At 63.1% G+C, this 13,427-nt stretch carries 8 protein-coding genes and 2 pseudogenes; 2 read left to right on the top strand and 8 right to left on the bottom strand.

The annotated features are described in order from the left end of the window. Nucleotides 1–2: 2 nt before the first annotated feature. Entirely contained in the window at nt 3–4,403 is a 4,401-nt protein-coding gene (locus VSR71_RS18540; protein WP_342915305.1) for a hypothetical protein, read from the top strand. Beyond that, nucleotides 4,400–5,461 carry a Wadjet anti-phage system protein JetD domain-containing protein gene (locus tag VSR71_RS18535; protein ID WP_342915304.1) on the top strand — a complete coding sequence of 354 codons (1,062 nt, stop codon included), beginning with the start codon at nt 4,400–4,402 and terminating at the stop codon, nt 5,459–5,461. Before VSR71_RS18540 ends, VSR71_RS18535 begins: the two co-directional genes overlap by 4 nt. Here the strand turns inward: VSR71_RS18535 and VSR71_RS18530 are convergent. The 8 genes and pseudogenes from VSR71_RS18530 to VSR71_RS18495 all read right to left on the bottom strand — a co-directional run. Then, nucleotides 5,413–5,586, bottom strand: a pseudogene (locus VSR71_RS18530) (DDE-type integrase/transposase/recombinase); the annotation flags it as partial. The gene VSR71_RS18535 and the pseudogene VSR71_RS18530 sit on opposite strands and share 49 nt — an antisense overlap. A gap of 327 nt (nt 5,587–5,913) precedes the next feature. After that, nucleotides 5,914–6,180, bottom strand: a pseudogene (locus VSR71_RS18525) (xanthine dehydrogenase family protein molybdopterin-binding subunit); the annotation flags it as partial. Beyond that, nucleotides 6,168–6,437, bottom strand: a complete 270-nt coding sequence (locus VSR71_RS18520) for a hypothetical protein (RefSeq protein WP_342915438.1) — start codon at nt 6,435–6,437, stop codon at nt 6,168–6,170. The gene VSR71_RS18520 and the pseudogene VSR71_RS18525, both read right to left, overlap by 13 nt. Nucleotides 6,438–7,298: 861 nt before the next feature. Further along, entirely contained in the window at nt 7,299–9,629 is a 2,331-nt protein-coding gene (locus VSR71_RS18515; RefSeq protein ID WP_342915303.1) for a xanthine dehydrogenase family protein molybdopterin-binding subunit, read from the bottom strand. Between the two features lie 20 nt (nt 9,630–9,649). After that, a complete protein-coding gene (locus tag VSR71_RS18510) occupies nt 9,650–10,129 on the bottom strand; it encodes a (2Fe-2S)-binding protein (protein WP_342915436.1) in 480 nt (159 codons plus the stop codon). Nucleotides 10,130–10,329: 200 nt separating this feature from the next. Then, entirely contained in the window at nt 10,330–11,277 is a 948-nt protein-coding gene (locus VSR71_RS18505) for a LysR family transcriptional regulator (RefSeq protein WP_342915302.1), read from the bottom strand. A 44-nt stretch (nt 11,278–11,321) separates the two neighbouring features. After that, nucleotides 11,322–12,215, bottom strand: coding sequence for an NAD(P)-dependent oxidoreductase (locus VSR71_RS18500; RefSeq protein WP_342915301.1), 894 nt, complete (start codon nt 12,213–12,215; stop codon nt 11,322–11,324). Nucleotides 12,216–12,307: 92 nt separating this feature from the next. Then, the gene (locus VSR71_RS18495) at nt 12,308–13,291 is read right to left on the bottom strand and encodes an aldo/keto reductase (RefSeq protein WP_342915300.1); all 984 of its coding nucleotides are present in this window, start codon (nt 13,289–13,291) and stop codon (nt 12,308–12,310) included. Between the last annotated feature and the right edge of the window lie 136 nt (nt 13,292–13,427).

The following is a 13,427-nucleotide window of genomic DNA, read 5'->3' as shown; positions in this document are numbered from 1 at the left end:
CCATGCAGAAGATTTCCCGCATACACCTGGGTAACTGTGGCTACCGCACCGCATGGTACGAAGGGATGACCTTCGAGCTGACCGACCCGGACGGCGGCCAACCCACCGACACGCTCATCAACCTGGAGAACGGCGGGGGCAAGACCACGCTCATCGGTCTTGTGTTCTCGTGCTTCGAGACCGCTCAAGAGAGGTTTCTCAAGCACATCCAGAGCAAGCACAACACCTTCTCTCAGTACTTTACTCACGATGGCACACCCGGTTTCATCATCGTTGAATGGCTCATGCCGTCCAGAACGGCAGGAGGCAGCCCCTACCGTCTGGTGACCGGTCAGGCGGTCGCGGTACGGTCACACACCGAGCCACCGGAAGTCGACCGCATGTTCTTTTCATTCGAGGAGCACGCCGGCCTCGGCCTGGTGGACATCCCTGCCCCAGGTCTGGCGCAGCCCACGCCGTCCTCCATGCAGGAGTTCTCTCGCTGGCTACACACCCAGCAGAAGAAGTACCCTGGTGACGTTTTCATCAGCCACAATCGCCAAGCGGAATGGCAGCGGCATCTGAAAGACGAGCGCCTCATTGACTTGGATATGCTGCGCATGCAGGTCAATTTCTCGGCCCAGGAAGGCGGTTTCGACACGGGTTTCCTCGACTTCAAGACGGAAGGCGAGTTCCTGCGCAAATTCCTGCACCTAACCAGCGACACCACGAAGGCTGACGAGGCACGCAAGCTAGTAGTTGCGGTATGCGAGAAGCATCGCCGCAAGCCTCAATTCCAGAAGCGTCGTGATGAGCTGACCAAGTTCCGGGCGTCACTGAACGCTTTCGCCGAAGCTGCCCAGCTGTACCTCGAGACGCTGGCTGCGCAGCGCTCAATGTTGATTCGGGGCGCTCAGATGGTCCAGGCTCTGCAGGCCCGCGCCGTCTCGTTGCACCTCGACCATGACCGAGAGGCGGATTTTGAACAGACCCAGCGACAACTGGCTTCGGTTGCGCTTGCGGACTCGGCGTTCCATACGAAGGAGCAGGCGACGGTCACCTGGGCTTGGCATCAGAAGCGGAGTGCGCAGGCAAAGGCGCGCAAGGAGGCTGCCGATGGCCGGGTAAAAGACCTGGAGCGAGACGAACGGCTCATCCGGGCCGCCCGGCTCCAGAAAGAAATTGCCGGCATCGCCGAAGAGCTCAAGGGCCTCGACGCGCTGGCCGAAGCCGAGCGCGCGAATCTCAAACCGACGAAGGACCACGTCGAGATTCAAGGGGCGCTGCTGCGCCGAGCACTGTTCAACGAAGAGCAGCGGCTGAAGGCAGCGCTCCGAGCGCTCGATGAGCGAGCTACCGCGCGGGGTGAAGAACAAACAGTCCTTCGCAAGCAACGAACTCAAGCTGAAACTGATGAGCTCCGCCAGGTAGGAGAACGCTCGAAGCTTCAAGCGGCCGAGGAGTCCTACACGCGTCGTAGGCAAGCTCTTGAATTGGATGGGACCTTTCTCGGATCCGATGAGACAACTGCGGAGGCGCTCGAACGACTGAATACCGAAGCTGCGACTGCGGCTTCCGAGCGTGACCTGCGTCGAGCATCGCAGCAACGCTGCGCTAAGGAGGCGCGAGAGTATCGACAGGCCGCTGCAGCGGAGAACGTCCGAGCAGCCGAGTTGGCTGGCAAGGGGCGGGCACTCGGCGAGTTCATCGCACGAGGGGAAGCCGAACTCGAACGCCTGGCACAGCTACCTGCTCTTCTGAACGCCGTTGAATCTGACCACGTCGACCCGTTGTCCGCAGCCTTGCCTGCCCGTCTGCGCGAGGTCGTCTCTGAGTCGGCAAGACAAGTGTCTTTAGGAGACGTTCGCCTGGCGGAGCTGCGCGCCACCAAGCAGGCCATTGATGAGACCGGGGTTGCTGGCTACAACATCGACGTTGCACTCGTCGTCGAGACGCTTCTACAGGCGGGAGTGCGCTCGGCCAAAGCCTATAACGAATACATCTCACGAGCCCTGCCGGATGCCTCCAAGGCGCGGGCGCTCGTCGCCAGTGACCCCGCCCGCTTCCTCGGCGTCTCCGTGGCATCCGCGGAACTTGACAAGGCCAGGGCCATCGCCTGGGAGGCACGACGGCCTACGCGTCCCGTGGTTGTATCAGCGGCAACCCTTGAGCCTGCAGCGCAACTGTCGGAGCGTCTGGTCGTCCCTGCCGAGGACGATTCGGCCTTTAACGTCGAGGCTGCCGCCAAGCTGGGCTCGAATCTTGAGCTCCGCGTCACCGATGAAGACGAGCGTCGGTCCGCGTATCGGGAGCGCCACGACCAAACGCTGAAGGCCATCCACGAGCTGGATACGTACGCGAAAGCATTCGGCGACGGAAAACTTGGACAGGCACGAGCCGGAAAGGTAGCACTCGAAGAAGACGCAGCAGCAGCGACAGCACGCGCGGAGTCCCTCGAATCGCTCGCGCTTGAGCTGGATGAGAAAGCACAAGAGCTGGAGCTGCAAGCCCAGACCGCTGATGCGAGACGACAGGCTGCACTTCTGTCTTCCGCAGCAGTTCTCACGTTCCAGAACGAACACGAAGCCGGCCATGCGGAGCGCGTCCACCGACTGGTGGACGTAGCGCAAGGCATCATCGCAGCACAGGAAAGCAAATCCGCAGCCGATGAGGGCCTTGAGCGACTGCAGGGTGAACACGACCACGACCATGGTTTGCGCGTGAGCACTGACCATGAACTCAAGGTCGCGGGCGAAGAGCGTGCGGGCGTTGCACACTATGACAAGGACTATCCGGCTCACGAACAGCTGTTGCAGAACCCGCGACCTGTAGAGACGTTGCGCCGCATCTACAGCGATGCAGAAGCGGCTTATCTGGCCGAGGAAAGGGAGCGACTAGGGCTGTTGGCCCACAAGCTGGAAGATGCTCGAAGCCGCCGAGAGGACAAGGCCAAGGAGTTCACCCGCGAATTCAAGGGGGTCCAGATGGCGGACCTTAAGCCCTTCATGGATGCGAACTATGAAGAAGCGTTGGCCAACGTCGCGACCGCGCTGGAGGCGGCCAAGCCAGAGCAGGTAAACGCCGCCTCGAATCTGCAGGTCGTGAACGGCGAGTCAAAGAAGTGGTTTGACTCGAATAAGACAGACCTCGGCCCCGCAGTACCCGTTCACGAGGCTTTGGACCTAAATTCCCTGGCTGCGCTCATGACGGAGGCCGAGAACCGCGTGAACGCGGCGTTGGAACGGATGCGTGCGGCCAACGAAGCCGCGAACCAGGCCGCGGACCGAGCCAATCGGAAACGCATGGCCGCGGAGGCCGACGGAAAGGTTGAGGTGATGCTGCGCAGCAGCATGGGATTTGAAGACAAGCCCGATCCTATGCTCATCGCAGCGGAAATCGGCGCCCAAGTGGGAATGACCTTCGAGGTGCCTGATTCTGACAGCCTTGTTCTCGAGGCCGACGCCAGCAACCAAGTCAACGCGCTGCTGAAGGACTACACGGGTAAAAACCAAGGCGTCAGCAATCTGCAGGCGAAGGCCCGCAATGTCTTCGAGCTCGTCAAAGCGGCTGCGTCGGAGCAATCGTTCCGCGAGGTCGACCCTGATGTTGCGCAGCAGATGGTCGCCAACGAGTTCGGTGCCGCGTGTACGGACGCAAAACGGCTTCTAGAGCATCTAGACGATCGCATCGCGACAACCGAGGCAACGCTGCAGTCGATGCAAGCTGATTTCGATGCCTGCGTCGAGGAGATTCTCGCCATCGTCCGCTCGGCCATCACGACGCTCAATCGCGCGACGAGCAAGGACAAGTCAGTACCGGTGGGCGCCCCATACGTCGGGGGCAAGCAAGTCCTGAAAATGCGAGCAAACTTCAGCTCGGTACCGGTCGAGACGCGACGCCAGACCCTCAGTGCCTATCTCGACATGTTGGTTGATACGAATGTGTTCCCTCCGCGCGGTACAGACCTCATCGCCGATGCTGTGACGCGCATCTATGGGCGCCCGCTGGGACTGCAAGTCCTGAAGATGTCCATTGAGGAGACCGAGCAGTACGTACCGGTTGAGCGAGTTTCGAACTCCGGTGGCGAAGGCGTCGTCATGGCGATGTTCCTGTACCTGGTCATCAACCAGTTGCGGGCGGAGAACCACGCGCAGGTACATCGCATCGCCGGTGGGCCGCTCATCCTCGACAACCCATTCGCGAAGGCCACCAGCCCCACCATGTGGCGCGCCCAACGGCTGCTGGCCGAGGCCATGGACGTCCAGTTGTTATTCGCCACGGCACTTCAGGACTTTAACGCTCTCGGCGAGTTTCAGCGATTCATCCGTCTGCGCCGTGCAGGACAGAACAGCAAGACGAGACGCTGGCATCTCGAGTTCGCGAACCTAAAGCTTAACAACGTACCCGAGGAGTTGACGGCTTGAGTGAGTTTCTTGAAGCGCTACTATCGTCGCCGCGCAAGCGTGTGCCACTCGAAGAGCTGCGCCGGCACTACTTCTCGCTGTACCCAGATGTCCAGAACAGCCCGGACCGCGGTGTGATGCTGCTGAGGGCGCTGAAAGAGCTGGAAGCTGACGGCGCCATCTCGCTGCCTGCTGCCAGAAGTTGGGAACAGACCGGCTCGCCAGCTCTTCCACTTTGGATCACGTTGAAGAGCTCGCCTCGCCCCAAGGTTTCTGTGATCCATGTCGACGTGACCTGGGCCCCGGAGCTGGGGTTCTGGCCAGAGTTGAGACCATCGCAGTTGTCAGCGCTACGGCCCATCAATGACTTCCTACTCCGACGCAGAGGGACTTTCTCCTCTGTTCCGATCAAGGAACGTTCCTTGGAAATCTTCGGCGACGAGAAGCGGCTCGACAACATGTCTGCCGGGGATTTTCTCTTTGGCGGCCGGCTTCCACTCTCCGTCATCGGTTGCTTCCGGGTGCCTCAGCCGCTACCGTATCGCAAGGTTGATGCGCCTGGCAAGGCCGTACTCGTTGTCGAAAACCACAATACGTACTGGAGCTTCGCCGAATGGAACGAGACCACGCGACGATACACGGCGGTCATCTATGGCGGAGGTGAAAACTTCAGGCTCACTGGGCGAGCGTTGCACCAAGCGATGCAGGAAGCAGGAGCTTCTTCAGCGGAATACTTCGGCGACTTGGACCCGAAGGGCTTGTCGATTCCCGTGGACTTCAACCGTTCCGTCGAGCCAGGCTATCCGACTGTTTCTGCGGCACTCTCGTTGTACCGCTGGTTGCTTTTGAACGGGGTGCGGCGTGAAAAGCCAGAATGTGCAACCTATGCAGCGGGACTGGCGGCTGCCTGGCTCGGCGTAGAGCTGGCCACAGAACTAGAAGCAGTTTGGTCTGCGGGCACGTGGTTGCCTCAGGAGGCGTTGGGCACTGAGCAACTCCATGCCGGTGCCATTGGCATCAATGGCTGCACCCAGCCTACGACGCACCGGCTGTACACGTCGAGCACGACAGCCAGATAGTAAAAGCCGGCAGCGGTCGGAGTGTACGTCGCATCGGCGACCCACAGCTGATTGGGCGCCTCGGCACAGAAGTGCCGCTGCACCAGATCAGGTGCGGGTCTGCCTGTTGGCGCGCGGTGGGTGGTGCAAATGAAGCGCAGCGGGCAAGCCCCCAATGGCCGACGCGAAACGCTGACCGAGATTGTTTCAAAGCACTAAATTCGACGGTATCGGCGAGGGTAGAAATAGCGCTCTCAGGCTATCGGCCGCCAAGCGGCTGGGCTGCGGTCAAAAAATACCCCGCAAGCTGCGGTGCTGGCGGAGCATGACTCCTCCGTGACGGCCATCGCGGGGGGCCCGCTGTTGATGGCAGCCGTTAAAAACCCTGGATGCCGCCTCTGCATCGGAGACGGTTTGACCTTGCAGTCAAGGGGTCAGCCAAGAGGTACCAGCGCTGCAATTGCTGCATTCCGTCATGCGACGAACGGCAGGCTGCGATACCGCTTGCCAGTAAGCGCCGCCACCGCGTTAGCCAATGCGGGGGCGATCGGCGGCACCGCGGTCTCACCGATACCCGTCGGCGGATCGGCCGAGGGCACGACGTGCACTGAAACCTGCGCAGGCATGTCTGCATGCGTGGCCAGCCGGTAATTGTTCCAGTTGCTTTGCTGCACCACGCCGTCCTTTAGCGTGATTTGCGCGCCCGGTAGCGTGGTGCCCAGCCCCATCAACAGGCCGCCCTAGGTTCGCGCGTATCGCAAGGTGCGCCATTGCGGATCCACGTGCGCACCTGCTCGTCAAAAGCTGCCTTGTCCAGCGGCGGCAAAGTGCGGCCCGGCCCCGGCTGCCATCCCCAGGCAACAAGGTGGTCTGTGACCATATGTTCTTCGAGCATCGCGAGCGAACGTCCGCCGTTGGTTTTTGGATCGCGGAACACCTTGCACAGCGCAGGGCCGTTGAGTCCAAGCCAGGACATCTTCATCTTCGCCGGTGGCATGTGCCATCCTGACTGGCCATCGGTATCCAGCCCGGGTGGCGCATTGCAGCGGTGCAACTCCTTTGCCGTCGGCGCCGCGCTGCACCACGGGATAGTGCGTCGCCTTCGCGTCGCCCTGCAGTGGGCCGTCGGGCACATGGCAATTCAGGCAGCGGGGATGTAGTAGGACGCGTTCGATGTTGGCAAAGGCTTGCAAGCCAGCATTGCGATCGGGCGCCGCCGACACCTGCGTGGGCTGGAATGTGCCGCCGGGGCCTGCCGCGCAGAAGTGGACATTGCCATGGCATAAACGGCCGTAATGCGGCAAAGGGAGACCGGATGAAAGCCCATGCGAGAGATTCCCTCCATATCTCCTCCTTCGGCGTCCGACTCGATTTGTTGTAGTGCCTGATGCGAATCTTGGCAAGACGCGGGACCATGGCGTGGCTTTTGATGTCCGGTGTGCTGGGCATAACGGCGTAGTTGATCTGCAAACCGCCTACCGCCAACTTGGGCACAATGAGCGAGTCCGCTCCTCGGAGCCGTCCCTAGAGTCCCTCAGCGTTGCGGCGGCAAACCCCACCACCGGCGGACGCTGGTGGCACCTGCTCGCGCCCCCCGGAAGTGGCCAATCGCGGGGGCGCAGTTCAAGCTTTACTGTCGACAATCGCAGACCCTCGTCGGCGCTGACGGCCGACAGGCTGCCGTCCTGGTAACAGCTTGCGCACAGTGGAAAAGCCGGTTGGGATTCACGCCGTGCCGGCGCGCACCATCGACACCGTCTTGCCCGGCTCACAGCAAGCACGCGAAACCCCGATGAGCGCTTTGCCCTCCTATAGTGCGCCACGGCGCGCGGCCTGCTCATCGGCGGTCCGTGTCAGATCAGGCCTTGAGCTGGTCCCGGATCGGCAGCGTACGGATGCGCTTGCCCGTGGCAGCGAAGATTGCGTTGCACAGCGCCGGTGCAATGGTTGGCGTCGCCGGCTCGCCGACCCCGCCGAGCGGCACGTCAAAGCGGCTCGGCAGCAGGTGCACCTGGATCTGCCGCGGAGCGGCCGGCGCGCGCAAGACCTCGTACTGGTGGAAATTGTCCTGCTGAGGGCGCCCGTTCCTGAAGGTGATCTCGCCGCTGGTGGCCAGGCTGAGGCCCATGATGCAAGCGCCTTCGACCTGGGAGCGGATGCGATCCGGGTTCACCTGGGGACCGCAATCGACCGCAACGTCGATGCGCGGTACGCTGATGCTACCGTCCTGGCCGACCACCACTTCCACCACCGCGGCCACATAGGTCACGAAGCTGTAGCAGACCGCCAGGCCCAGGCCGCGGCCCGACGGAAGCTTGCGGCCCCAGCCCGCTCCGCGCGTCGCCACTTCGATAGTCCTGCGCAGCCTGCCCACATCCAGCGGATATTGCTGCGGCGACTCGCCGTAGTTCCAGGTGTCACCCATCTGGCCAGGATCGATGCGGCGATCCCGCCCCAGCAGCGCCAGGAGGTAGTCGCGGTGATCCTTGCCCGCCGCCGTCGCCAGTTCAGCGACAAATGACTGCACGGCGAAAGCGTGCGGAATATTGGACACGGAGCGGAACCAGCCGATGCGGGTATGCGCCTCCACCTCGGGATTCTCGACGCGCAGGTTAGGGATGTCAAAGGGCACATTGATTGCGGACATTCCCAGCTCCACCGCCGATTCCGACCTGGAGCCTGCCGTAAAGGTCGAGCTGATAGACGACGCCGCGGTCCGGTGCAGCCACGCAAGCGCCTTGCCGTCCCGGCCCAGCATGGCCTCCAGATGCTCCACCGAGACGGTATGGAAGTAGTCGTGGTGAAGATCGTCGTCCCGTGTCCAGGTCACCTTGACCGGCTTGCCGCCCATTGCCTTTGACAACAGCGCAGCCTCCGCGACGAAATCCGGCTTGGACTTGCGGCCGAAGCCACCGCCCAGCAGCGTCACGTGGACGGTCACCTTCTCCGGCTTGAGACCGAGAGCCTTGGCAACGGTCTCGCGCGTGGCCTGGGGCGCCTGCACCGGCGCCCACACCTCGCACGTCCCGTTGCTCACCCTTGCGGTAGCGACCGGCGGTTCCATCGGCGCGTGCGCGATATGCGGCAGGTAGTATTGCGCCGTGATCCGATTGCCGCTGCCAGCCAACGCTGCCATCGCGTCGCCCTGGTTTCTCACCACCCGGCCCGGCCGCTTGGCTGCCGCTTCCATGCTGGTCTTGAAAGCAGCCGAATCGTAGCTGGCGTTGGGGCCGTCCTGCCATTGGATCTTCAGCGCTTCGCGGCCCTTGATGGCGGCCCAGGTATTGCTTGCGATCACCGCAACTCCACCCAGCGGATTGAACAGGGCCGGCGCCGGGCTGCCGGCAAGTGGCACGACCTTGACCACGCCGGGCACCTTTTCGGCCTGCGCCGCGTCGAAGCTGGCCACCTTGCCGCCAAATACCGGAGGACGGGCGATCACGGCGTACAGCAGACCGTCCATGCGCACGTCGATCCCATACTGCGCGCGGCCGGTGGCGATATTGCGGCCGTCGATATTGCGCGTGCTGTCCTTGCCGATATAGCGGAACTCGGCGGGATCCTTGAGCTTGAGACTCGCGGCCGGGGGCACGGGCAGGCGGGCCGCGTCGCGCGCCAGCGCGCCGTAGCCAAGCTTCCTGCCGCTTGCCGCATGCACCACCTCATGGTTACGCGCCTGCACTGCGCTCACCGGCACGCCCCAGCGCGCGGCAGCGGCAGCTTCCAGCATGTGCCGCGCACTGGCGCCGACGCGCCGCATCGGCTCGAAGAAATGCCGGATGCTGCGTGAGCCGTCGGTATTTTGGTTGCCATAGCGCGCTTCGTCGCCCAGGGCCTGCACTACCGCCACGCGGCCCCAGTCGGCTTCCAGCTCGTCGGCCACCACCATCGGAAGGCTGGTGCGCACGCCCTGCCCCATCTCGGATCGATGGCACACGACCGTGACGCGGCCATCCTCGCCAATCTGCACGAAGACAAGTGGATCGTCCACCGCGCCACCCGGCATCCCGTCGCGGCCATACTTCTTGGCCTCCTGCGCCAGCACGACGCCGTCCAGGCCGACAGTCAGTGCCAGTCCTGTCATCGCGCCCATGCCCTTGAGCCATCGGCGCCGACCTGCCGACGCGGGCGGGCCGGCGGTGGCGTCCTGCGTCGTTGCCAGCGTCGTTGCCAGATCAATACCGCTCATCCCGCTCACTGGTGCCTGTTTCATTTTGCGCCCCCTTTGCCTGTTACGTTCGACTTCGCCACATGCTGGATGGCGGCGCGGATGCGCGTGTAGGTGCCGCAGCGGCAGATGTTGCCACTCATGGCGCCATCGATATCGGCTTCACTGGGATGCGGATTCGCCTTCAGCAGCGCCGTGGCGGACATTAGCTGGCCGGCCTGGCAGTAGCCGCACTGGGCTACGCCGAACTGTTCCCACGCCGCTTGCAGCGCCTGCCCGACCCTATCGGCCGCCAGGCCCTCGATGGTGGTGAGCTTCTTGCCTGCTGCCGCAGAAACGGGCGTGACACAGGAGCGGATCGGCTGCCCGTCCAGGTGCATGGTGCAGGCGCCGCACAGCGCCATGCCGCACCCGAACTTGGTACCGGTCATCCCGAGGTGGTCGCGCACCGCCCACAGCAGCGGCGCTTCGTCGGGCAAATCGATCTTCCGGGGCTTACCGTTGATGGTGATTGTTCTCATGTTCTCTTGCGGGGCGTGCCAGTGGGAAGGGACGGCCTTTACAAAGCCGAGCGCGGCGAATACAAGAGAGATTCTGGTGCGCGCGCGGCGCACCCGGAATGAAATTCTTGGGAATTCATAATTCCAGGCGTCGGAATTCTTCGTTGTGCCTGGAAGACCGGCAGCGCGGCAGCGATGCCGCGAGGGACCATGCGCACCGCCTACGCGACGCCGGACGCTCTGCACCTGCCACCCTCTCCGCTGCCGGGAAACAGGTCGGGATCGGTGAAATGCGCAACCAGTGCATCGAACACCAGCCGAACGCGCTTGGGTACCGGCGCGCGCCGCGGACGGAATACGTAAAGGCCCCATGGCTGCGGCGTGTGCTTTTCCAGCACGCTGACGAGCCGGCCCGCGCGGAGGTACGCGCCGACAAGGTAGTCCGGCAGCTGGCCATAACCGAGTCCGGACAGCAACGCGCTGAGCTCGGTTTCCGGGTCATCGGTGAGGAACGCCGGGGTGCGGGGAATGAACTGCTCACCCTGCGCAAAGTACCAGGGCCAGGGTCGGCGGGTGCCGCCCGCCACCAGGCCGGTGGTGGGCAGCCCGTGGAGATCCGCGGGCACCACAGGCCTGCCGACGCGTGCCACCAGCTCCGGCGTCGCGACCACATGGAACGATATCCGCCCCGTCATGCGGGCAACGAAGCGTTGGTCGCGAAACATGCCAAGACGCACGCCGATGTCGATTTCCTCGTCCACCACGTCGGCAACCTGGTCCGACAGCCGCAGGTCTAGCATGAGGCCCGGATGATCGAGGGCAATTTGCCGCAGGGCCGGTAGCAGGTGTTCGCGCCCAAGCGTGTACGGCGCTGTGATTCGCACAGCGCCGCTCAGCTCGGTCGAGGCGCGCGCCGAAGTCTGGGCGAAGAGGCCGTCAACATCCCGCATCGTCTGGCGTGCGCGTTCGGCCAGTCGCTCTCCTGCTGCGGTAATTCGCACACTACGCGTATTGCGGTGAAACAGGGGCTCGCCAACCAGATCTTCCAGCTCCTTCACCGCGCGCGTGACGGTCTGTGGCGAGGTGCTCAGACGAGCTGCTGCCGTCTTGAATGAAGGCGATTCCGCGGTTACACAGAAAATCCTGAGCAATTCGAGTCGGTTCAGCATGCGCCCTCGGCAATATCGATTGACGTACAACGCCGGAATCAGAGCTAGACGTGCTTGTGCAGTCCTGCATCGTTCAGCGCGCAAAGCGCCATGGCCGACCAGTCATGCTCGGCACCGATGCCTTGCGCGCGCACGGCAAGAAAGCGATCGCGAACCAGGCTGGCAAGCGGCAGTGGGACCCCGAGTGCCTCGGCAGCCGCCAGCATCAGCCGATTGTCCTTCTGGCCCAGCGGCAGCGAAAAGCCCGCCGGCTGGAACTGCTGCGACGCGATCATGGAACCATAGATCTTGTAGGGCGGCGCGTTAAAGTTTGCATTGGTGAGGAGCTCGACAAAGTGCTTCGGGTCGATTCCCCCCTTGTCCGCCACCGCGCAGGCTTCGCCCAGCGTCTCGATAATCACCGACAGCATGAAGTTGCCGATCAGCTTCACGAGATTCGCCTGCGAAGGATCGGCCCCGACTATACCGACGGACTGCCCCAACTGCTCAAGCAGGGGCACCGCAACTTTCAGGTGCTCGTCGACGCCTGCGGCCATGATGAAGAGTTTGCGCGCCGCCGCCGCGTTGGGCCGGCCAAACACCGGTGCCGAGACGAAGCCCACCCCGGCTTCACGATGCCGGACCGTGAGAGCCTGGGCGGTATCAACGCCGATCGTGCTCATCGAGATATGCACCGCGCCTGGACTGAGTCCCGCGAGGATTCCCGTTTCACCGAGCGTGACCGAGGTGAGCGCGGCATCGTCGGCGACCATCGAGAAAACGACCTCAGCGCGATGTGCAGCCTCGGCTGGACTCGCAGCGACCGCGGCCCCTGCCCTGCGAAGCGGTTCGGTACGCGCCGGGTTGCGGTTGAACACTTGCACCAAGTGCCCGGACTCGAACAAATTCTTGGCAATCGCGGCACCCATTGCGCCGAGCCCGACAAATCCAATCTGCATGATGAAACTCCAAGGAACGAAATGTAGACAAGGCAGCGCCCTGGCAATGCCGCGGTAACGGAAGAAGCTTGCCCGTCCGCTGCCACGCCGTGCTATCGCAGCGACGGCGCCATGAATTCCGGACCGACCGGGTCGGTCACATGCTGTGCGAGCAGGACATCGATGTCCTCCATGTCCTGTGCGCTCAGCCTCCATCCGAACGCGTCGCCGACGCCGCCCAACTGGTCCGGGCGACGGGCACCCCACAGCGCAATCGTCGGGCCCTGGTCGAGGATCCAGCGGATCGCCAATGCAAGCATCGATTTGCCATGGCGCTCGCGGGCAAATGCCGAGAGCGCCTCCACGGCCGCCAGGTACTGTGCGAAACGCGGCTGCCGGAACTTCGGGTCCGCATTGCGCAGGTCATCTCCGTCGAACGTGGTGACCGCGCGCATCCGCCCGGACAGCAGCCCGCGGCACAGCGCGCCATAGGCCAGCACGGCAAGTCCTTGCTCGCGCGCGTATGGCAGTACGTCAGCTTCGATCGCGCGCTCGAACAGGTTGTAAGGGGGCTGGACTGCCGCAAGCCGTGTAGCGACAGAGAACGCGTCCATCTGCCGGGGGGAAAAGTTGCTGACGCCGACAGCCAGGATCTTTCCTTCGACGCGAAGTTTCTCCAGTTCGGCCGCGGAATCTTCGAATGGCACTCGAGTATCAGGCCAGTGCACCTGATACAGGTCAATATAGTCAGTGCGCAAACGGCGCAGTGAATCCTCGATCTCCTGCCGGATACGCGCCGGGGTGGCGTTGCGCCGCACGCCACCATCGCCCCATTCGAGCGCCACCTTGGTCGCAATCACTGCATGGTGACGCATGCCGGCCAGCGCCTTGCCCACTACTTCCTCTGAATGGCCGAAGCCGTACACGGGAGCGGTATCGATCAGATTGACGCCTTGGTCGAGCGCGCTGCGGATCGTCGCCACGGAGGCGGTGTCGTCGGTTCCGCCCCACATCCAGCCGCCTATCGCCCATGTGCCTAGCGCAATGCGCGATACCGCAATCGGGATGCCTTCAATACGTATCGTCTCGACATTCATGCTCAATGCTCCAAGGGTGGTTGCTGCGAGCGCTGAACAGCGCGTTGAGACTGCGCTCGGCCAGCGACTCGAAGCGTACAATTTAGCTCATATATCATTGAGCTGAATTCAACGAACCGTTGAGGCAAGCCACATC

Source organism: Cupriavidus oxalaticus, assembly GCF_038900635.1.
Lineage (GTDB): Bacteria > Pseudomonadota > Gammaproteobacteria > Burkholderiales > Burkholderiaceae > Cupriavidus > Cupriavidus oxalaticus_B.
The sequence above is the reverse complement of the archived record's forward strand: the minus strand, read 5'-3'. Positions and strand labels throughout refer to the sequence as shown.

Coding starts and splice junctions, on each gene's coding strand:
- VSR71_RS18520 (WP_342915438.1), bottom strand. CDS start 6,437: ATGCCACCGGCGAAGATGAAGATGTCCTGGCTTGGACTCAACGGCCCT.
- VSR71_RS18510 (WP_342915436.1), bottom strand. CDS start 10,129: ATGAGAACAATCACCATCAACGGTAAGCCCCGGAAGATCGATTTGCCC.
- VSR71_RS18495 (WP_342915300.1), bottom strand. CDS start 13,291: ATGAATGTCGAGACGATACGTATTGAAGGCATCCCGATTGCGGTATCG.
- VSR71_RS18515 (WP_342915303.1), bottom strand. CDS start 9,629: ATGAGCGGTATTGATCTGGCAACGACGCTGGCAACGACGCAGGACGCC.
- VSR71_RS18505 (WP_342915302.1), bottom strand. CDS start 11,277: ATGCTGAACCGACTCGAATTGCTCAGGATTTTCTGTGTAACCGCGGAA.
- VSR71_RS18540 (WP_342915305.1), top strand. CDS start 3: ATGCAGAAGATTTCCCGCATACACCTGGGTAACTGTGGCTACCGCACC.
- VSR71_RS18500 (WP_342915301.1), bottom strand. CDS start 12,215: ATGCAGATTGGATTTGTCGGGCTCGGCGCAATGGGTGCCGCGATTGCC.